The organism is Nocardioides aestuarii (assembly GCF_039527245.1).
Taxonomy (GTDB): domain Bacteria; phylum Actinomycetota; class Actinomycetes; order Propionibacteriales; family Nocardioidaceae; genus Nocardioides; species Nocardioides aestuarii.
In genome coordinates this window covers 261045-281686 of record NZ_BAAAJT010000002.1, presented here as the reverse complement: position 1 = coordinate 281686, position 20642 = coordinate 261045, and the positions used below count along the sequence as shown (strand labels likewise).

Annotated in this window: 17 protein-coding genes and 1 tRNA gene; 15 read left to right on the top strand and 3 right to left on the bottom strand. The window is 71.2% G+C overall.

The genetic code is table 11. The features are described 5' to 3' along the window. The first annotated feature begins 51 nt into the window (after window positions 1-51). The 13 genes from ABD091_RS01450 (at window position 52) to pyk (ending at window position 16861) form a co-directional block, all read left to right on the top strand. Window positions 52-1866: an ABC transporter ATP-binding protein gene (locus ABD091_RS01450; RefSeq protein WP_343915337.1), complete on the top strand. Its 1815-nt coding sequence runs from the start codon at window positions 52-54 to the stop codon at window positions 1864-1866. After that, a complete protein-coding gene (locus ABD091_RS01445; RefSeq protein WP_343915336.1) occupies window positions 1863-3674 on the top strand; it encodes an ABC transporter ATP-binding protein in 1812 nt (603 codons plus the stop codon). Before ABD091_RS01450 ends, ABD091_RS01445 begins: the two co-directional genes overlap by 4 nt. A gap of 17 nt (window positions 3675-3691) precedes the next feature. Then, window positions 3692-4036: a phosphoribosyl-AMP cyclohydrolase gene (gene hisI, locus ABD091_RS01440; protein WP_343915335.1), complete on the top strand. Its 345-nt coding sequence runs from the start codon at window positions 3692-3694 to the stop codon at window positions 4034-4036. Continuing rightward, window positions 4033-4620 (top strand): Trp biosynthesis-associated membrane protein, encoded by a 588-nt coding sequence (locus ABD091_RS01435; RefSeq protein WP_343915334.1) that lies wholly within the window; start codon window positions 4033-4035, stop codon window positions 4618-4620. The genes hisI and ABD091_RS01435 overlap by 4 nt, the downstream gene beginning before the upstream one ends. Window positions 4621-4678: 58 nt before the next feature. After that, complete coding sequence (locus tag ABD091_RS01430) at window positions 4679-4879, top strand: HGxxPAAW family protein (RefSeq protein ID WP_343915333.1); 201 nt, start codon at window positions 4679-4681, stop codon at window positions 4877-4879. Window positions 4880-4925: 46 nt separating this feature from the next. Then, window positions 4926-5708: an indole-3-glycerol phosphate synthase TrpC gene (trpC, locus tag ABD091_RS01425; RefSeq protein WP_343915332.1), complete on the top strand. Its 783-nt coding sequence runs from the start codon at window positions 4926-4928 to the stop codon at window positions 5706-5708. Then, entirely contained in the window at window positions 5705-6940 is a 1236-nt protein-coding gene (trpB, locus tag ABD091_RS01420; protein ID WP_343915331.1) for a tryptophan synthase subunit beta, read from the top strand. The genes trpC and trpB overlap by 4 nt, the downstream gene beginning before the upstream one ends. Next, window positions 6937-7740 (top strand): tryptophan synthase subunit alpha, encoded by an 804-nt coding sequence (gene trpA / locus ABD091_RS01415; RefSeq protein WP_343915330.1) that lies wholly within the window; start codon window positions 6937-6939, stop codon window positions 7738-7740. The genes trpB and trpA overlap by 4 nt, the downstream gene beginning before the upstream one ends. After that, the gene (locus tag ABD091_RS01410) at window positions 7733-8341 is read left to right on the top strand and encodes an SCO family protein (RefSeq protein ID WP_343915329.1); all 609 of its coding nucleotides are present in this window, start codon (window positions 7733-7735) and stop codon (window positions 8339-8341) included. The genes trpA and ABD091_RS01410 overlap by 8 nt, the downstream gene beginning before the upstream one ends. Next, window positions 8341-9255, top strand: a complete 915-nt coding sequence (lgt, locus tag ABD091_RS01405) for a prolipoprotein diacylglyceryl transferase (RefSeq protein WP_343915328.1) — start codon at window positions 8341-8343, stop codon at window positions 9253-9255. Before ABD091_RS01410 ends, lgt begins: the two co-directional genes overlap by 1 nt. 111 nt (window positions 9256-9366) lie before the next feature. Further along, a complete protein-coding gene (gltB, locus tag ABD091_RS01400) occupies window positions 9367-13932 on the top strand; it encodes a glutamate synthase large subunit (RefSeq protein ID WP_343920853.1) in 4566 nt (1521 codons plus the stop codon). Further along, window positions 13925-15385 (top strand): glutamate synthase subunit beta, encoded by a 1461-nt coding sequence (locus ABD091_RS01395; RefSeq protein ID WP_343915327.1) that lies wholly within the window; start codon window positions 13925-13927, stop codon window positions 15383-15385. The genes gltB and ABD091_RS01395 overlap by 8 nt, the downstream gene beginning before the upstream one ends. Before the next feature lie 30 nt (window positions 15386-15415). Next, window positions 15416-16861, top strand: coding sequence for a pyruvate kinase (gene pyk / locus ABD091_RS01390; protein ID WP_343915326.1), 1446 nt, complete (start codon window positions 15416-15418; stop codon window positions 16859-16861). Window positions 16862-16864: 3 nt separating this feature from the next. Here pyk and ABD091_RS01385 read toward each other — a convergent pair whose 3' ends face one another. Both ABD091_RS01385 and ABD091_RS01380 read right to left on the bottom strand, forming a co-directional pair. After that, window positions 16865-17611 carry a helix-turn-helix domain-containing protein gene (locus ABD091_RS01385; protein WP_343915325.1) on the bottom strand — a complete coding sequence of 249 codons (747 nt, stop codon included), beginning with the start codon at window positions 17609-17611 and terminating at the stop codon, window positions 16865-16867. A gap of 30 nt (window positions 17612-17641) precedes the next feature. Further along, window positions 17642-17714 (bottom strand) — tRNA-Leu (locus ABD091_RS01380). A 298-nt stretch (window positions 17715-18012) separates the two neighbouring features. On the opposite strand from ABD091_RS01380, the gene ABD091_RS01375 reads away from it, so the two are divergent. Both ABD091_RS01375 and ABD091_RS01370 read left to right on the top strand, forming a co-directional pair. After that, on the top strand, window positions 18013-18621 hold the full coding sequence (locus tag ABD091_RS01375; protein WP_343915324.1) for an ANTAR domain-containing response regulator: 609 nt from the start codon (window positions 18013-18015) through the stop codon (window positions 18619-18621). A 159-nt stretch (window positions 18622-18780) separates the two neighbouring features. Next, entirely contained in the window at window positions 18781-20055 is a 1275-nt protein-coding gene (locus tag ABD091_RS01370) for an ABC transporter substrate-binding protein (protein ID WP_343915323.1), read from the top strand. A gap of 152 nt (window positions 20056-20207) precedes the next feature. Here the strand turns inward: ABD091_RS01370 and ABD091_RS01365 are convergent, their stop codons facing one another. Beyond that, window positions 20208-20471: a hypothetical protein gene (locus ABD091_RS01365; RefSeq protein WP_343915322.1), complete on the bottom strand. Its 264-nt coding sequence runs from the start codon at window positions 20469-20471 to the stop codon at window positions 20208-20210. Window positions 20472-20642 lie beyond the last annotated feature (171 nt).

The window sequence follows — 20642 nt, the reverse complement described above, 5'->3', positions numbered from 1 at the left end:
CCGGGCCCCCGGTTGGGGGCAGGCGGACGAGTCGAGGGAGCGCGGAGCAGAGTGACGGACGAGCGGGACACCCGGGAGTCGACCCAGGGATCGGGCAGGGGATCGACGACCGGCGATGGTTTCGCCGTCCTCGGCGTGGCGATCCGGCGCGAGCCGTGGATCTTCACCCTCTCCACCATCGGCAGCCTGCTCTTCGGCGTGATGACGGTCGCCGACGCCTGGGTGCTCGGCTGGGCCACCGACCACGTCGTGGTCCCCGCCTTCCGCGACGGGGAGATCGCCAGCGGCCTGCTGTGGGCGGTGCTCGGACTCTTCATGGCGGTCGCCGTCCTGCGTGCCGTCGGCATCGTGGCCCGCCGGCTCGGCGCGGGCCTCATGCAGTACCGCATGCAGGCCCACTCACGGCGTGAGGTGACCCGGCAGTACCTCTCGCTCCCGATGGAGTGGCACCAGCGCCACCCGACCGGTCAGCTGCTCTCCAACGCCTACTCCGACGTCGAGGCCGCGTGGGGTCCGATCGCGCCGCTCCCGATGGCGGTCGGCACCCTCGTGATGATGATCGTGGCGATCGTCCAGATGCTCGCGGCCGACGTGGTGATGGCGCTGGTCGGCCTGCTCGTCTTCCCCGCCGTCGTCGTCGCCAACCTCTTCTACCAGCGGCTGTCCTCGCCGCTGATGACGCGGGCCCAGGGCCTGCGGGCCGAGGTCAGCGAGATCGCCCACGAGTCGTTCGACGGCGCGATGGTCGTGAAGACCCTCGGCCGCGAGGCCGAGGAGACCGCACGGTTCACCGCCAAGGCCCACGAGCTCCGAGACGTCAACGTCCGGGCCGGCCGGATCCGCGCGGTCTTCGACCCGACCCTCGCGTCCCTGCCCAACTTCGGGGTCCTCGTGGTCCTCGCCGTGGGCGTCGAGCGCGTGCTCAGCGGTGCCACCGATCCCGGAGACGTGGTGACGGTCGCCTACCTTCTCACCATCGTCTCCTTCCCGATCCGCTCGATCGGGTGGCTGCTCGGCGAGTTCCCGCGCAGCGTGGTGGGGTTCCGCCGGACCCAGCGGGTCCTCGACGCCACCGGGGCGATGCCCTATGGCGACGCCGTGCTCCCCGCCCCGGCCTCGGGCGCCCGGCTGGAGGTCGAGGGTCTCGGGTTCTCCTACGAGCAGGCCGTCCCGTTGCTCGACGGCGTCACCTTCGACGTCGAGCCCGGACGGACCGTCGCGCTCGTCGGCCCGACGGCGTCCGGCAAGAGCACCCTGACCCACCTGCTGGCGCGCCTCTTCGACCCCCAGCGCGGTCGGGTCCGAGTCGACGGCCTCGACCTGCGCGACCTCGCCCACGGCACCTTGTCCGACTCGGTCTCGGTCGTCGGCCAGACGGCCTTCCTCTTCGACGACACCGTGCGCGACAACGTCACCCTCGGTGCCGACGTCTCCGACGAGCAGGTCTGGGCGGCGCTGCGTGCGGCCGAGGCCGACGGCTTCGTCGCGGCCCTGCCCCACGGTCTCGACACGGCGCTGGGCGAGCGCGGCACGTCCCTGTCCGGCGGCCAGCGGCAGCGGATCTCGCTGGCCCGGGCGCTCGTACGCCGCCCGCGACTGCTCGTGCTCGACGACGCCACGTCGGCGGTCGACCCCGAGGTCGAGGCGCGCATCCTGGCGACGCTGCGCGAGGACGACCGCGGCGCGACCCTGGTGGTCGTCGCCTACCGCAAGGCGACCATCGCGCTGGCCGACGAGGTCATCCACCTCGACCAGGGCCGGGTCGCCGACCGCGGCACCCACGAGGAGCTGCTGGAGCGCAGCGTCCGCTACGGCCGCCTCGTCAACGCCTACGAGCACGCCGCCCACGAGGAGACCACCCGATGAGCGCCACGACCGAGCAGGGCACCCGGTTCGACACCGGCGAGGACCTCGCGCCGATCGAGACGATCCGGCGTGGCCTCGCCGTCAGCCCCGAGCTGAAGGACGGTCTGCGACTGACGCTGGTCTTCGCCGTCGTCGCCTCGTTCGGGCAGGTGATCATCCCGATCGCGGTCCAGCAGACGATCGACCGGGGGCTGCGCGGCCCGGGCGGGCCCGACGTCTCCTTCGTGGTGCTGATGGGGCTCGTCGCCGCCCTCGGCATCGTCGTGACCAGCACCGCCTCCTACCTCATGACCAGCCGGCTGTTCCGAACCTCCGAGCGCGGGCTCGCCACGCTGCGGGTCAAGGCGTTCCGCCACGTCCACGACCTGCCGCTGCTCACCCAGAACACCGAGCGCCGTGGCGCGCTCGTCTCGCGCGTCACCACCGACGTCGACCAGATCAGCCAGTTCCTGGTGTTCGGCGGCCTGATCTTCGTGGTCAGCATCGGCCAGGTGCTGGTCGCGACGATCGTGATGGTGGCCTACAGCTGGCAGCTCGCCCTCGTGGTGTGGCTCGCGTTCGCGCCGCTCTTCTTGTCGATCCGGTGGTTCCAGCGCAAGCTCACCGCCGCCTACGCGGTGGTGCGCCAGCAGGTCGGCGTGATGCTGTCGGCGATCTCCGAGCCCGTGGTGGGCGCGGAGGTGGTGCGCTCCTACGCCGTGGAGCGGCGTACCCAGGACCGCATCGACACCTCCATCGACGCCTTCAAGTCGGCCAGCATCACCGCCCAGCGCTACACCGTGGTGTCGTTCTCGCTGGGCGGCCTCTCGGCCGGTCTCGCCAACGCCGGGGTGCTGGTGATCGGGGTGCTGCTCGGCTTCACCGGTGACATGACCTCCGGCACGGTGCTCGCGTTCGCCTTCCTGGTCACCCTCTTCGTCGGCCCGGTGCAGATGGGGACCCAGATCCTCACCGACGCCCAGAACGCGATCGCGAGCTGGCGCCGCGTCATCGGGATCCTCGAGACGCCGGCCGACCTCGTCGACCCCGGGTCCGAGGGCGAGGTGCTGCCGCGCGGGCCGGTCGACATCGCCTTCGACGACGTCACGTTCGCCTACCCCGCCGGCCCGCCGGTCCTCCACGACGTGACGATGGCGATCGACGCCGGCACCCGGGTCGCGATCGTGGGGGAGACGGGCTCGGGCAAGTCGACCTTCGCGAAGCTGCTCACTCGCCTCATGGACCCCACGGCGGGTCGCGTGCTCCTCGACGGCATCGACGTGCGCGACGTCGCCGCGGCCAGCCTCCGGCGCAGTGTCGTGCTCGTGCCGCAGGAGGGCTTCCTCTTCGACGACACCATCACGGCCAACGTCCGCTACGGACGGCTCGACGCGACCGAGGCAGACATCCTCGCGAGCGCCGAGGAGCTCGGCCTCGCCGACTGGGTCGCGGGCCTGCCCCGGGGACTGGCGACGCGGGTCGGCCAGCGCGGGGAGTCGCTGAGCGCGGGGGAGCGGCAGCTCGTCGCGCTGCTGCGGGCCCACCTCGCCGACCCCGACCTGCTGGTGCTCGACGAGGCGACCTCGGCCGTCGACCCCCAGCTCGAGATGCGCATCGGGCGTGCGCTCGAACGACTCATGTCGGGCCGGACGTCCGTGACGATCGCCCACCGGCTGTCGACGGCCGAGAACGCCGACGAGGTGGTCGTCGTCGACCGGGGACGCATCGTGCAGCGCGGGCCCCACGCCGAGCTCGTCACCCAGTCCGGGTCGGTCTACGCCGGGCTCCACGCCTCGTGGGTCGCCCAGCGGACGGCGCCGACGGGCTGAGGGCGATACTGGTCGACATGACCGAGCTCGACCCCACCATCTCCGACCGCGTCCGCTGGAACGCCGAGGGGCTGCTGCCGGCGGTGGTCCAGCAGCACGGCACCGGTGAGGTGCTGATGCTGGCGTGGATGGACGATGTCGCCCTGGCCCGCACCCTCGACACCGGCCGCGCGACCTACTGGTCCCGCTCGCGCCAGGACTACTGGGTGAAGGGCGAGACCTCGGGCCACGTCCAGGACGTGCGAGAGGTCCGGCTCGACTGCGACGGGGACACCCTCCTGCTCACGGTCCACCAGCACGGGGCGGCGTGCCACACCGGCGACCGCACCTGCTTCGACGCCGACCTGGTGCACCGGGCGTGACCGGGCGCCGCACCTTCGGCCCCACCGTCCTCGCCGGGCTCGCGGCCGCGACTCTCGCGGCCGTCGCCGGCACTCGCCCGTGGGTGGTCGAGCGGGGCGCCGCCCCGGCGGGGGACCCGGTGCCCGGCATCGACCTCGCCGACCCGGTGGCCTCGGCGGGTGAGATGCCGGTCGCCCTCGCCCTCGGCCTCGTGGTGCTCGCCGCCTGGGGCGTCGTGCTGGTGACCCGTGGACGGTTGCGTCGCCTGGTCGCCGGCCTGGCGCTGGTGGCCGCGGTCGGCCTGCTGGCCGCCGTGGTCCTGGCCGCCCTGACGCTGCCGGACCAGGTGGCCCAGGCGATCCGCGAGCAGGGGAGCGACGTGGGCGCCGCGGGCTTCTCGGCCTGGTTCTGGTCGGGCGCATTCGCCGCCGTGGTGTCGGTCGTGGCGACCGCTGCCGCCGTGCGCCTGACGCCGTCGTGGCCCGAGATGGGCAGCCGCTACGACGCGCCCGGCAGCGGCGAGGACGTCCGGGTCGAACCGGCCGAGCGCAGCCACCTCGACCTGTGGAAGTCCATGGACGAGGGGCACGACCCCACCGCGTGAGCGGCTCACTACACTGGTGCCGCCTGACCGGTCCGTCCCTGCCCCGAGGAGCCCGCACATGTCTGACAGCCACGGCAACACCCCCGCCGCCTGGACCGGGGTCTCGGTGGCGATGCTCGGGTTCGTCGTCGGCGGCGTGGCACTCATGCAGGACCCCGTCAGCATGTCGCTGTTCTGGATCGGCTGCGCCATCGGCGTCGGCTCGCTGGTCGTCTTCGCCGTCATGGCCAAGATGGGCCTCAACAGCTCTGACCACTGACCCCACCCCCGATCCGGGCCCTCGCGGGTCCACCCAGGAGCACGCCGTGTCCGTCCTCGACGACATCGTCGCGGGGGTGCGTGTCGACCTCGAGCGCCGGCAGACCCAGTTGTCCGAGGCAGACCTCCGAGCAGCCCTCGCCGACGCACCCGCGCCGCGCGACCCGATGCCCCACTTCCGCGGTGCCGGGTCGAGCGTGATCGCCGAGGTCAAGCGCCGCAGCCCGAGCAAGGGTGACCTCGCCGACATCCCCGATCCCGCCGCCCTGGCACAGCAGTACGCCGCGGGCGGAGCCGCCGCGATCAGCGTCCTGACCGAGGAGCGACGCTTCGGCGGCAGCCTCGACGACCTGCGCGCCGTGCGCGCGGCCGTCGACGTCCCGCTGCTGCGCAAGGACTTCACCGTCGAGCCCTACCAGGTGCTGGAGGCTCGTGCTGCCGGGGCCGACCTGGTGCTGCTGATCGTGGCGGCGCTCGACGACGACGACCTGCGTCGGCTCCACGACCTCGCCGGGGAGCTGGGCCTCGCGGTCCTCGTCGAGGTCCACGACGAGGCGGAGACCGAGCGGGCGGTCGACCTCGGGGCGGAGCTGGTCGGGGTCAACGCGCGCAACCTCAAGACGCTGGCGGTCGACCCGACCACCTTTGGCCGGCTGGCACCGTTGGTCCCGGACGACCGGGTGCTCGTCGCCGAGTCCGGCATCACCGGTGTCGCCGACGTGGCGCGCTTCGTGGGCGAGGGAGCCCGCGCGGTGCTGGTGGGCGAGGCCCTGGTCAGGGACGGTGACCCGACGGCCGCCGTCCGTGCGATGACAGGAGTGACGCGATGACGCAGCAGCCCGACCCGGCAGGCATCGACAGCTGGGACGCCGACGCGCTCGGCTGGTTCGGTGACTTCGGCGGACGGTTCATGCCCGAGGCCCTCGTCGCGGCGCTCGACGAGCTGACGGCCGCCTGGCAGGAGGCCCGGGCCGACGACTCCTTCAACGAGGAGTTCGACCGCATCCTGCGCGACTACGCCAACGTGCCGAGCCCGCTCTACGACGCGACCCGGCTCAGCGACCGGCTCGGCGGTGCACGGATCCTGCTCAAGCGCGAGGACCTCAACCACACCGGCGCCCACAAGGTGCGCAACGTGCTCGGCCAGGCCCTGCTGACCAAGCGGATGGGCAAGCAGCGCGTCATCGCCGAGACCGGAGCGGGCCAGCACGGCGTCGCCTCGGCGACGGCGGCGGCCTACTTCGGCCTCGACTGCACCGTCTACATGGGCGCTGTCGACACCCGTCGACAGGCGCTCAACGTCGCCCGCATGCAGCTGCTCGGCGCCACGGTCGTGCCGGTCGAGTCGGGCAGCGCCACCCTCAAGGACGCGATCAACGAGGCGCTGCGTGACTGGGTCGCCAGCGTCGACCACACGGCCTACCTGTTCGGGACGGCGGCAGGCCCCCACCCCTTCCCGAGCATGGTCCGCGACTTCACCCGCGGCATCGGCGACGAGGCCCGCGCCCAGTGCCTGGACCTCACCGGCCGGCTGCCCGACGCGGTCGCGGCCTGCGTCGGCGGCGGCTCCAACGCGATCGGGCTCTTCTCGGCGTTCCTCGACGACCGCGACGTCGCGATCCACGGTTTCGAGGCCGGGGGAGAGGGCTTCGAGACCGGCCGTCATGCCGCGACGATCCACGCCGGTGAGAGCGGCGTGCTCCACGGCGCACGCACCTTCGTCCTCCAGGACGAGGACGGCCAGACGATCGAGTCCCACTCGATCTCCGCCGGTCTCGACTACCCCGGTGTCGGCCCCCAGCACGCCCACCTCGCCAAGTCCGGTCGGGCCGACTACACGCCGGTCACCGACGCCCAGGCCATGGACGCGCTCGCGCTGCTCGCCCGCACCGAGGGCATCATCGCGGCGGTCGAATCGGCCCACGCGCTGTCCGGCGCCTACGACCTCGCCCGCGAGCTCGGCCCCGAGGGCCTGGTGCTGGTCAACCTCTCCGGCCGTGGCGACAAGGACATGGAGACCGCGATGGAGTGGTTCGGACTGGGCGAGGAGAAGCAGCGGTGAGCACTCCCACGACGGCCGCCGCGTTCGACCGGGCGCGCGCGGAGGACCGCGCCGCGCTCGTCGGATACCTGCCGGCCGGCTTTCCCGACGTCGAGGGCTCGATCGAGGCGCTCCGCGTCATGGTCGACGCGGGCTGCGACGTGATCGAGGTGGGCCTGCCCTACACCGACCCCGTCATGGACGGTCCGACGATCCAGGCCGCGGCCCAGCAGGCGCTCGAGGGCGGGGTCCGCACCCGCGACGTGCTGCGCACCGTCGAGGCGGTCGCCGACACGGGAACGCCGGCCGTGGTCATGACCTACTGGAACCCGGTGGAGCGCTACGGCGTCCGCCGTTTCGCCCAGGACCTCGCCTCCGCCGGCGGGTCGGGGCTGATCACGCCCGACCTGACGCCTGACTCCGCGCCGGAGTGGATCGCCGCGGCCGACGACCTCGACCTCGACAAGATCTTCCTGGTCGCCCCGAGCTCGACGCTCGAGCGCATCACGCTGACCACAGCCGCGTGCCGTGGCTTCGTCTACGCCACCGCGGTCATGGGGGTCACCGGCGCCCGTGACTCCTCCAGCGACCTCGCCGCCCCCCTGGTCGCTCGCACCCGCGAGACCACCTCGCTCCCGGTCGCGGTCGGGCTGGGCGTCGGCACCGGTGCCCAGGCCGCCGAGGTGGCGTCGTACGCCGACGGCGTCATCGTCGGGTCCGCGTTCGTCCGCACGTTGCTCGACCACGACGACCGCTCGGCGGGTCTGAAGGCGCTCGGCTCGCTCGCGGGGGAGCTGGCCCGGGGTGTGCGGGGTGACTGACCGCCGGTCCGCGGCCGGGTGGCTCGCCGGCGTGGCGCTCGGCGCCACGCTCCTGGCAGGCTGCAGCTCCGCGTCGGGCGAGGTCGCCGGGGCGGTCCTCACCGAGCCCTACACCGTGCCTGCGACGAGCCTGACCGACACCGGTGGTGAGCCCTACTCCTTGGCCGACGACACCGCCAAGCGGCTGACGCTCGTCTTCTTCGGCTACACGAACTGTCCCGACATCTGCCAGACGGTGATGGCCAACGTGACCGCCGGGCTGACCCGCCTCGACGACGCCGACCGCGACCAGGTCGACGTCGTCTTCGTGACGACGGACCCGGCGCGGGACGACGAGCAGGTGCTGCGGACCTACCTCGACCGGTTCGACCCGTCCTTCGTCGGGCTGACCGGCGACCTCGACACGATCACGGAGATCGGGGCCGACGTCGGGGTGGCCGTCGAGGAGGGGAAGAAGCTGCCCAGCGGCGGCTACGAGGTCACCCACTCGACCCAGGTGCTCGGCGTCGACGGCAACGACCGGGTCCCGATCGTCTGGACCGAGGGCACCTCCGCCTCCGAGTTCGCCTCCGACATCCACACGCTGCTGGGAGATGGCTGATGGTGCTGCCCGACCTGCTTCCCGAGCTGCTGCCACTGACGATCCCGAGCCCGTCCCAGGGCGTCTGGTACGTCGGGCCGGTGCCCATTCGTGGCTACGCGCTCTCGATCATCCTCGGGATCGTCGCCGCGATCTGGATCGGTGAGCGCCGCTGGATCGCTCGCGGCGGCCGCAGTGGCGAGGTGACCGACCTCGCGCTCTGGGCGGTGCCCTTCGGCCTGGTCGGTGGCCGGCTCTACCACGTCATCACGGACTACCAGCTCTACTTCGGCGAGGACAAGAACCCGATCACCGCCCTCTACGTCTGGCGTGGCGGACTCGGCATCTGGGGTGCCGTGGCGCTCGGCGCCCTCGGCGTCGTGATCGGGGCCCGTCGCAGCGGCATCAAGGTGCTGCCGATGCTCGACGCCCTCGCACCGGGCGTCCTCGTCGCGCAGGCGCTCGGGCGCTGGGGCAACTGGTTCAACCAGGAGCTCTTCGGACGTCCCACCGACCTGCCGTGGGGCCTGGAGGTGAGCCCGGACACCGCCCTCGCCGCCGGGTTCCCGGTCGGCACGACGTTCCACCCGACGTTCCTCTACGAGTGCCTGTGGAACCTCGCCGCCTTCCTCGTCGTGGTCTGGGCCGACCGACGGTTCCGTCTGGGCCACGGCCGGGTCGTCGCGCTCTACGTCATGACCTACACGCTGGGCCGGGGCTGGATCGAGTACCTCCGCATCGACGACGTCCAGATGGACGACATCTTCGGGCTCCGCCTCAACGTGTGGACCTCGATCGTGCTCTTCGTCGTCGCGGCGGCCTACTTCTTGATCTCGGCCCGGCGCCATCCCGGCCGCGAGGAGGTCGTGCGCCGCGCGGACGCGGGGGACGACCGAGGGGTGAGAGAGGCCGAGGAGCCCACGGCCACCGAGTGATAGCGTGACCTCGCCGCTCGGGCCAACGTCGTCCCCTGCGCGAAGCACCACCGCACGCTTTCGCTGAGTCCGCCCGCCTCACGGCGCCGGACGACGACGACGGGAGAAGAACTGGTGTCCACGCACGCGTTCCCGCCGCCCCAGGGCCTCTACGACCCCCGCCAGGAGCACGACGCCTGCGGCGTGGCCTTCGTGGCGACGCTGACCGGGGAGCCCAGCCACGACATCGTGGCCAAGGCGCTCACGGCCCTGCGCAACCTCGACCACCGCGGCGCCGCCGGTGCCGAGCCCAACTCCGGTGACGGGGCCGGCATCTTGATGCAGGTCCCCGACACCTTCCTGCGCCAGGTCGCGCAGGACACCGGCGTCGAGCTCCCGCCGCTCGGTTCCTACGCCGTCGGCACGGCGTTCCTCCCCGCCGACGACGAGGGCGCGGCCAAGGCGCGCGCCCGGATCGAGCAGCTGGCTGCCGAGGAGGGTCTTGCCGTCCTCGGGTGGCGCGACGTCCCCACCAGCCCCGACGTGCTCGGTGCCACCGCGCGCAGCGTGATGCCGACGTTCAGCCAGCTGTTCGTGGCCGGCTCCGGAGCCCGGGTGTCGGGGATGGCACTCGAGCGCCAGGCCTTCTGCCTGCGCAAGCGCGCGGAGAAGGAGGCCGACGTCTACTTCCCGTCGCTGTCCTCGCGCACGCTCGCCTACAAGGGCATGCTGACCACCGACCAGCTCGACCACTTCTTCCCCGACCTGGTCGACGAGCGGATCGCCTCGGCGCTCGCCGTGGTCCACTCGCGGTTCTCCACCAACACCTTCCCGAGCTGGCCGCTGGCCCACCCGTTCCGGTTCATCGCCCACAACGGCGAGATCAACACCGTGATGGGCAACCGCAACTGGATGCGCGCTCGCGAGGCCCTGCTCGAGTCCGACCTGATCCCGGGCGACCTCGAACGGCTCTACCCGATCTGCACGCCCGGCAACTCCGACTCCGCGTCCTTCGACGAGGTGCTCGAGCTGCTCCACATGGGGGGCCGCTCGCTGCCCCACTCGGTGCTGATGATGATCCCCGAGGCGTGGGAGAACCACGGCGAGATGGACGACGCACGCCGGGCGTTCTACGAGTTCCACTCCGCGCTGATGGAGCCGTGGGACGGCCCCGCCTGCGTGGTCTTCACCGACGGCACCCAGATCGGCGCCGTGCTCGACCGCAACGGCCTGCGGCCCTCGCGCTACTGGGTGACCGACGACGGGCTCGTCGTGCTCGCGTCCGAGGTCGGCGTGCTCGACCTCGACCCGGCCTCCGTGGTCCGCAAGGGCAGGCTCCAGCCGGGCCGGATGTTCCTGGTCGACACCGACGAGCACCGCGTCATCGAGGACGAGGAGATCAAGGCCGAGCTGGCCGCGGAGAACCCCTACGACGAGTGGCTGCACGCCGGCCTGATCCACCTCGACGACATCCCCGAGCGCGAGCACATCGTCCACACCCACGCGTCGGTGACCCGGCGCCAGCAGATCTTCGGCTACACCGAGGAGGAGCTGCGGGTGCTGCTGACGCCGATGGCCAACACCGGCGGGGAGCCGCTGGGCTCGATGGGCACCGACACCCCGATCGCGGCCCTGAGCGACAAGCCCCGGCTGCTCTTCGACTACTTCACCCAGCTCTTCGCCCAGGTCACCAACCCGCCGCTCGACGCGATCCGCGAGGAGCTGGTGACCTCCCTCAACGGCACCATCGGACCGGAGGCCAACCTGCTCGAGCCGGCGCCCGCGTCGTGCCGCCAGGTCGTGCTGCCGTTCCCGGTGATCTCCAACGACGACCTCGCCAAGATCCGCCACATCAACCGCGACGGCGACATGCCGGGCTTCACGACCCACGTGGTCCGCGGCCTCTACGACGTCGAGGGCGGCGGCGAGGCGATGGCTCGCCGCCTCGACGAGCTGTGCGCCGAGGTCTCGGCGGCGATCGCCGAGGGGGCCCGCGTGATCGTCCTGTCGGACCGTCACTCCACCCAGGAGCGGGCACCGATCCCGTCGCTGCTCCTCACGGGTGCCATCCACCACCACCTGGTGCGGGAGAAGACCCGGACGCAGGTCGGCCTGCTGGTCGAGGCCGGCGACGTCCGGGAGGTCCACCACGTCGCGCTGCTCATCGGCTACGGTGCCGCGGCGGTCAACCCCTACCTCGCGATGGAGTCGGTCGAGGACCTCGCGCGCGACGCCTACTACGTCAGGACCGAGCCCGAGCAGGCCGTCGCCAACCTCGTGAAGGCGCTCGGCAAGGGCGTCCTCAAGGTGATGTCCAAGATGGGCGTCTCGACGGTCGCCTCCTACACCGGCGCCCAGATCTTCGAGGCGGTCGGGCTCTCGCAGGCCGTGGTCGACCGCTACTTCACCGGCACCACGTCCAAGCTCGGCGGCATCGAGCTCGACACGATCGCCGAGGAGGTCGCGCGCCGGCACGCGGTGGCCTACCCGCTGTCCGGCATCGCGCCTGCCCACCGGGCGCTCAAGATCGGTGGCGAGTACCAGTGGCGCCGCGAGGGCGAGCCCCACCTCTTCGACCCGGAGACGGTCTTCCGGCTCCAGCACTCCACGCGGGCCGGCAAGTACGACGTGTTCAAGCAGTACACGTCCCGCGTCGACGAGCAGTCCGAGCGGTTGATGACGTTGCGCGGCCTGTTCCGGTTCAAGGACGCCGAGGGCACCGGCCGCGGGCCGGTCCCGATCGAGGAGGTCGAACCGGTCTCGGAGATCGTCAAGCGGTTCTCGACCGGGGCCATGTCCTACGGCTCGATCTCGATGGAGGCCCACGAGACCCTCGCGATCGCGATGAACCGGCTGGGTGGCAAGTCCAACACGGGCGAGGGCGGCGAGGACCCCGAGCGGCTCCACGACCCCGAGCGTCGTAGCTCGATCAAGCAGGTCGCCTCCGGTCGCTTCGGCGTGACGTCGGAGTACCTCACCAACTCCGACGACATCCAGATCAAGATGGCGCAGGGTGCCAAGCCCGGCGAGGGCGGCCAGCTCCCCGGAAACAAGGTCTATCCGTGGGTGGCGAAGACCCGGCACTCGACGCCGGGCGTGGGCCTGATCAGCCCGCCGCCCCACCACGACATCTACTCGATCGAGGACCTCGCCCAGCTCATCCACGACCTCAAGAACGCCAACCCGTCGGCCCGCGTCCACGTGAAGCTGGTCTCCGAGGTCGGCGTCGGAACGGTCGCGGCAGGCGTCTCCAAGGCCCACGCCGACGTCGTCCTGATCTCCGGCCACGACGGCGGTACGGGCGCCTCGCCGCTGACCTCGCTCAAGCACGCGGGCGGTCCGTGGGAGCTCGGCCTGGCCGAGACCCAGCAGACGCTGCTGCTCAACGGTCTGCGCGACCGGATCGTCGTCCAGACCGACGGCCAGCTCAAGACCGGCCGCGACGTCGTCGTGGCGGCCCTGCTGGGCGCCGAGGAGTTCGGGTTCGCGACGGCGCCGCTCGTCGTGTCGGGCTGCATCATGATGCGGGTCTGCCACCTCGACACCTGTCCGGTGGGCGTCGCCACCCAGAACCCGGTGCTGCGCGAGCGCTTCAGCGGCAAGGCCGACTACGTCGTGACGTTCTTCGAGTACATCGCCGAGGAGGTGCGCGAGCTGCTCGCCGAGCTCGGGTTCCGGAGCCTCGACGAGGCGATCGGACGCGTCGACTCCCTCGACGTCGAGCGGGCCGTCGACCACTGGAAGGCCGCGGGACTCGACCTCGCGCCGATCCTCCACCAGGCCTCCGCCCACGGCGAGTTCGGCCAGTTCGAGGGCCAGGACCTGCGCAACACCAAGACCCAGGACCACGGCCTCGACAAGGCGCTGGACAACCAGCTCATCGAGATCGCCGCCCCCGCCCTCGAGTCGGGCGAAGCGGTGCGCGGCCAGGTCGAGGTGCGCAACGTCAACCGCACGGTCGGCACGATGCTCGGCCACGAGGTGACCAAGCGCTACCGCGGTGAGGGCCTGCCCGAGGGGACGATCGACCTGACCCTGACCGGCTCCGCCGGCCAGTCCTTCGGTGCCTTCCTGCCGCCCGGCATCACGCTGCGGCTCGAGGGGGACGCCAACGACTACGTCGGCAAGGGCCTGTCGGGCGGCAGGATCGTGGTGCGTCCCGCCGCCACCGCGCCGTTCCGCTCCAACGAGCAGATCATCGCCGGCAACACCATCGCCTACGGCGCCACGTCCGGGGAGATCTTCATGCGCGGCGGTGTGGGAGAGCGGTGCTGCGTGCGCAACAGTGGCGCCACCGTGATCACCGAGGGCGTGGGCGACCACGGCTGCGAGTACATGACCGGCGGCCGCGTGGTCGTGCTCGGCAAGACGGGCCGCAACTTCGGCGCGGGCATGTCCGGCGGCTACGCGTTCGTGCTCGACCTGAAGCCGTTCCGGGTCAACCCGGAGCTGGTCGACCTGCTGCCGGTGGGCGAGAAGGCCGACGAGCTGGAGGAGCTGGTCCGGCGCTTCGCCGAGGAGACCGGCTCGGAGGTCGCCGAGGGGCTGCTGGCCGACTGGTCGTCCGCGGTGGAGCGGTTCACGACCGTGATGCCACGCGACTTCGCCCGCGTGCTCGCCGTACGCGACGAGGCGGAGGCCGAGGGCCTCGACGAGAAGCAGACCGACGCGAAGATCATGGAGGTGCTTCATGGCTGACCCCAAGGGATTCCTCAAGAACGGCCGCGAGGTCGCGACCCGCCGGCCCGTCGACGAGCGCGTCCACGACTGGGACGAGGTCTACCCCGACGGGGTGGGCCGGGCGCTGCTGCCGATCATCAACACCCAGGCCGGGCGCTGCATGGACTGCGGCATCCCGTTCTGCCACCAGGGCTGCCCGCTGGGCAACATCATCCCCGAGTGGAACGACCTGGTCTGGCGCGACGACTGGGACGGGGCGATCGAGCGGCTCCACGCGACCAACAACTTCCCGGAGTTCACCGGGCGGCTGTGCCCGGCGCCGTGCGAGACCTCGTGCGTGCTCGGCATCAACCAGGACCCGGTGACGATCAAGAACGTCGAGGTCTCGATCATCGACCGGGCGTGGGAGTCGCGGGCCGTGCGGCCGCAGCCGCCCGAGTGGCTGTCGGGACGGACCGTCGCCGTCATCGGATCCGGCCCCGCCGGCCTGGCCGCCGCCCAGCAGCTGACGCGGGCCGGGCACACCGTGGCGGTCTACGAGCGCGCCGACAAGGTCGGCGGCCTGCTCCGCTACGGGATCCCCGAGTTCAAGATGGAGAAGAAGCACCTCGACCGGCGCCTCGACCAGATGCGGCGTGAGGGCACCATCTTCCGCACCGGCGTCGACGTCGGCTCCGACGCGCTGACCGCCGAGCGGCTGCGCGACCGCTACGACGCGGTCGTGCTCGCCGTCGGCTCGACCCTCGGCCGTGAGCTGCCGATCCCGGGCCGCGAGCTCGACGGCATCCACCAGGCGATGGAGTTCCTGCCGCAGTCCAACCGCGCCTCCCTCGGCGAGGAGGTCGACGGGCAGATCCGGGCCGACGGCAAGCACGTCGTGATCATCGGTGGTGGCGACACGGGAGCCGACTGCCTCGGCACGTCGATCCGGCAGGGCGCGGCGTCGATCACGCAGCTGGAGATCATGCCGCAGCCGGGGGACACCCGCCCGGCCAACCAGCCGTGGCCGACCTACCCGATGCTCTTCCGGGTCTCGTCGGCCCACGAGGAGGGCGGCGACCGGGTCTACTCGGTCTCGACCCAGGAGTTCCTCGGCGACGACGAGGGCCGGGTGCGCGCGCTGCGGCTGTGCGAGGTCGACGCGAAGTTCCAGCCGGTCGAGGGCACCGAGCGGGAGATCCCGGCCGAGCTCGTGCTGCTGGCGATGGGCTTCACCGGCCCGCAGCAGGAGGGCCTGGTCGAGCAGCTCGGCGTGGACCTGGACGAGCGCGGCAACGTCGCGCGCGACGGGTCCTACGCCAGCTCGCTGCCGGGCGTCTTCGTCGCCGGCGACGCCGGTCGCGGCCAGTCGCTGATCGTCTGGGCCATCGCCGAGGGCCGGGCCGCGGCAGCGGCGGTCGACACCTACCTGACGGGGTCGACCAACCTGCCGGCGCCGATCCCGCCGACGGAGCGACCACTCGTTGTTTGATCGATCCAAGAAGTCGCTAGGGTAGGGGTCGTGGCCACGTCGAAGATCGTCTGCACCCTCGGTCCTGCAACTGCCTCCCAGGAGATCGTCCGCGAGCTGATCGAGGCGGGCATGGACGTCGCCCGGCTCAACATGAGTCACGGGTCCCACGCCGACCACGAGAAGGCCTACCGCTGGGTGCGCAAGGCGGCCGACGAGGTGGGTCGCGGCGTCGCGATCTTCGCCGACCTGCAGGGTCCGAAGATCCGGCTGGAGAACTTCGCCGACGGACCGGTGGAGCTCGAGAAGGGCGCGACGTTCACGATCACGACCCGTGACGTGCCGGGCGACGCCTCCGAGTGCGGAACGACCTACAAGGGCCTCCCGGGCGACGTGGCCGAGGGTGACCAGGTGCTCGTCGACGACGGCAAGGTCCGGCTCAAGGTCCTCAAGGTCACCGACACGGACGTCGAGACCGAGGTGGTCGTGGCGGGCCGGGTGAGCGACCACAAGGGGATCAACCTCCCCGGCGTCGCGGTGAGCGTCCCGGCCCTGTCGGAGAAGGACGAGGAGGACCTGCGCTGGGCGCTGCGGATGTCGGTGGACTTCGTGGCGCTGTCCTTCGTGCGCCAGGCCTCCGACGTCGACCGCGTGCGGGAGATCATGGACGAGGAGGGCCTGAGCCTCCCGGTGATCGCGAAGATCGAGAAGCCGCAGGCGATCGACAACCTCGACGAGGTGGTCAAGGCCTTCGACGCCTTCATGGTCGCCCGTGGCGACCTCGGCGTGGAGTGCCCGCTCGAGCAGGTCCCGCTGCTCCAGAAGCGCGTGGTCGAGAAGGCCCGCCGCAACGCCAAGCCCGTCATCGTCGCCACCCAGATGCTGGAGTCGATGATCACCAACCCCGCGCCGACCCGCGCCGAGGTCTCGGACGTCGCCAACGCGGTGCTCGACGGCGCGGACGCGGTGATGCTCTCCGGCGAGACCAGCGTGGGCGAGTTCCCGATCGAGGCCGTGCGGACCATGAACCGGATCGTGCGCCACGTCGAGGAGTACGACCCCCGCCGGATGGCCGCCATCGAGTGGCAGCCGCGCACGCGCGGCGGGATCATCGCCAAGGCCGCGGCCGAGGTCGCCGAGCGCGCGGGGGCGAAGTTCCTCGTCGCGTTCACCCAGTCCGGGGACTCCGCCCGGCGGCTCGCGCGCTACCGCGGCAACGTCCCGGTCCTCGCGTTCACTCCCGAGGACAAGGTGCGCTGCCAGCTCGCGCTGACCTGGGGCGTCGAGACCTTCCGGACGGACCCGGTCGAGCACACCGACGAGATGGTGCGCCAGGTCGACGAGCAGCTGCTGACGTACGGCCGGGTCGCCGAGGGTGACCTCGTCGTCATCATCGCCGGCTCGCCCCCGGGCATCCCGGGGTCCACCAACGCACTGCGCATCCACCGGATGGGCGATGCCATCAACGAGGCCGCGCCGGCCTACCGCCGCGGCTGACCCTCACCGCTTCGGTCCGATCAGCTCGTCGAGCCTGGCGACGGCCTCCCGACGGGAGACGCTGATCGTCGTGGCGTTGGACTGTCGCCACGGAACCTCCGCCATGTCGAGCGCCCAGCAGCAGAGCTCGCGGATGTCGGTCGAGACATTGGTGAACTGCCATCGTGGATAGTCGTAGCGCTTCGGGACGCCCGCCACGGTACGTCGAGCCCAGTTGCGCGCACGGCACCCGTCGGAGTGGAAGAGCCCCCGGAGGAAGGGACCGGGCTGCTCCTCGACGATCGCGCGCTGCCAGTCCTCCAGGACGATCGGCCGCTGGTGCTTCCGTCCCGGACCATGCTGCGGGAAGAGGCAGGTCCAGTGTTGCCAGTGGGACTGGACGACGACGACGCCCGGCGCTCGGATCCGGAAGACGCGCCCCGTGGGTCTGACCGCGGTGATCAGCCTCGCCACGTCGTCGATGATCCCCGGGAGCTTCGCGTCGCAGGAGACGCGCAGTGCCCAGTAGCGCTGCGCGCGGGACAGGCAGCCGTCTCCGAGGTAGTAGCCGAGAAGGGCGGCGTAGGCCGGGGCGTCGAGGGGTACTGACGCGCACAGGTGACACCCGGTGCCCCGCTCCGTGGCCCGGGGATCGGAGCGCCACGCCCGTAGGGTCGACCGACTGACACCGGTTTCGCGACTCGCCTGCGAGAGCGTCAGCCCCTGCTCGAGCAGGGCCAGCGCCAGATGGCGTGTGGAGGCGTCGTGCACACCCCGAGGATCGGCACGGGCACTGACACGTGCCCCGGGTGAGATTCGAACTCACACTGGATGGTGTTTGAGACCACTGTCTCTGCCGTTGGACTACCGGGGCTGAAGGCGCCCACAGGGTAGCCGAGGCTTGTCCGATCCCGCCGTTGAGGTAAAGTCTAGTCATTCACTCTACTTTGACTTCCGGAGGCGACGTGCGGGTGACGATGGTGGTGCTTCGGTGGGCGGCGCGGAGCAACGAGCGCGGGCTGGCCAACGCGCGGGAGGCCGCCACAGCGCTGAGCAGGCTCCGGGTCGAGCGCGAGGAGGTCGAGCTGTACCTCGCTCGCCGTCACGCGCTGCCCCCGCAGGCAGTCGTCACCGATGTCCGGGTCGCGGGGGAGCCTCGATAACCTCGGGGCGTGAGCACGCCGTCGACCGATTCCGCCGTACGCCGCGTCGTCATCGCCGAGGACGAGGCGCTGATCCGGATGGACCTCGCCGAGATGCTCGGCGAGCAGGGCTACGAGGTCGTCGGCCAGGCCGGTGACGGGGCCCGGGCGATCGAGCTGGCCGAGGAGCTGCGGCCTGACCTGGTGATCCTCGACGTCAAGATGCCGGTGCTCGACGGGATCGCCGCCGCCGAGCGGATCGCCGCGGCCCGGATCGCGCCCGTCGTGATCCTCACGGCCTTCTCCCAGCGCGAGCTGGTCGACCGGGCGCGGGACGCAGGGGCGATGGCCTACCTGGTCAAGCCGTTCTCGGCCTCCGACCTCGTGCCGGCGATCGAGATGGCGGTGAGCCGGTTCGCCGAGGTCCACGCCCTCGAGCAGGAGGTCGCCGACCTCGCCGAGCGGCTCGCGACCCGCAAGGCGGTCGACCGGGCCAAGTCGGTCCTCCAGACGAGCCTCGAGCTCTCCGAGCCCGACGCCTTCCGGTGGATCCAGAAGACGGCGATGGACCTGCGACTCTCGATGAGGCAGGTCGCGGAGGGCGTGGTCGAGCACGGGCCGGGGCTCGGCGGCAGCTGATCCGGGGTCTCCGTCGCATACCCATCGAAGGTCACGAAACGACAACGACCGTGACCGTTACCCGGATGTGCTCCCGAAGTGGACTTCCGGACGATACTTTCGGCGCCAGCACCCATTCCGGGCGACGGTCCGGAGTATGTCTAGTGAGCCGGAGGCCTCATGATCCGCACTACCCGAGCCGCCCGAATCGGGGCGTCGCTCGCTGCAGCCGCCCTCGTGCTGACCGCCTGTGGCGGCGGCGACGAGGACCCGACCGCGTCGCCCACCGACGAGGACTCCTCGTCGTCGAGTGAGGCTCCTGCCGGCGACGGCGTCCTCACCATCGGCAACCTGCTCCCGCAGACCGGTGACCTCGCGTTCCTCGGTCCCCCCGAGTTCGCGGGCGTCAAGCTCGCCGTGGAGGAGATGAACGCGGCCGGCGGTGTCCTCGGTGAGGACGTCGTCAACATCGACGCCGACTCCGGTGACGGCACCCCCGACATCGCGGGCTCCGAGGTCGACAAGCTGTTCAACCAGGACGTCGACGCCATCATCGGCGCCGCCGCGTCCGGCGTCTCGGTGTCGGTCATCGACAAGATCACCGGCGCGGGCGTCGTCCACTTCTCGCCCGCCAACACCGCCGCGGGCTTCGACACCTACGACGACAACGGCCTCTACTTCCGCACCGCGCCGTCCGACGCCCTCCAGGGCGCCGTGCTCGGCAACCTCGCGGTCGAGGACGGCTTCTCCAACGTCGCCGTCATGGCTCGCCAGGACTTCTACGGCGAGGGTCTGGCCGAGCAGGTCCAGACGACGCTGCAGGAGAAGGGCGCCAACGTCGCCGAGTTCGTCCTCTACTCCGCCGACGCGCAGAACTACACCGCGGAGGTCAACAAGATCGCGGCGGCCAAGCCCGACGCGCTCGTCCTCGTCGCCTTCGAGGAGACCACCAAGATCATCCCGCAGCTGATCGCCAAGGGGATCGGCCCGCAGGACATCCAGATCTACTTCGTCGACGGCAACCTGGCCGACTACTCGGACGAGAAGTTCGACCTGACCGGCGTCAAGGGCACCCTCCCGGTGTCCGGCAACCCCGACCCGGCCTTCAACGACAAGCTGCTGGGCATCGACCCCAAGCTGAAGGACTTCTCCTACGGTCCGCAGTCCTACGACGCCGCGATGATCATCGGCCTGGCCGCCATCGCCGCGGGTAGCGACAACGGTGAGGCGATCGGTTCCGAGATCATCAACGTCACCCGTGAGGGCACCCAGTGCTCCACGTTCGAGGAGTGCGCGCAGCTGCTCGAGGACGGCGAGGACATCGACTACGAAGGTGCCTCCGGTCCGACCGACATGAACGACACCGGCTCGCCGGCGTCCGGCACCATCGGCATCAACGAGTACACCAAGAACAAGTACGAGCAGGTCGACCAGGTCTCCGGCCTCGTCGAGTGACCCTGGCGTACTGACTGCCTGACACACCACAGGAGCCCCCGGCCGCACGGCCGGGGGCTCCTGTGCGTCTGTTGCACGGAGCAGTCGGTTTCCCCGGTCGGCCGGGGAAACCGCGACGGTGCTGGCGACGCACTGCCGGCGACCTCGCAGACTCACTGACGAAGTTCGGGCCCCGAGGCGCGGCGGCTCGCGATCAGCCGTCTGATGCGTCCTGCGGTGGAGAGGGGCCGCTCGAGATCCAGCTCGATTCGTCGCTTCTCGCGAAGCACGAAGGACTCCATGGACTCACCCGGCCTGCGATGTCGGACATACTTCTCCTTGCCCTGGAACTCGAAGAAGATGCCGGCGTCCTCGAGCAGGAAGTCCGTGCGCCCGACGAGACGCCCGCGCTCGTCGCGGAGGCGCAGCACGTGCATCGGTGTGTTCCTGCTCGATCAGCTCGCGCCGGAGCACGACCATCCGGATCAGGTCGACAGTCGGGGCCATGGGGAGACGGCGCCCCGCACACCGTCGCTTCGAAACCGGGTGCTGGCACGTCTGTGGACAACTGCCCGCACCTGGGGCGGGGCGCTCCAGGAACTGCCCGG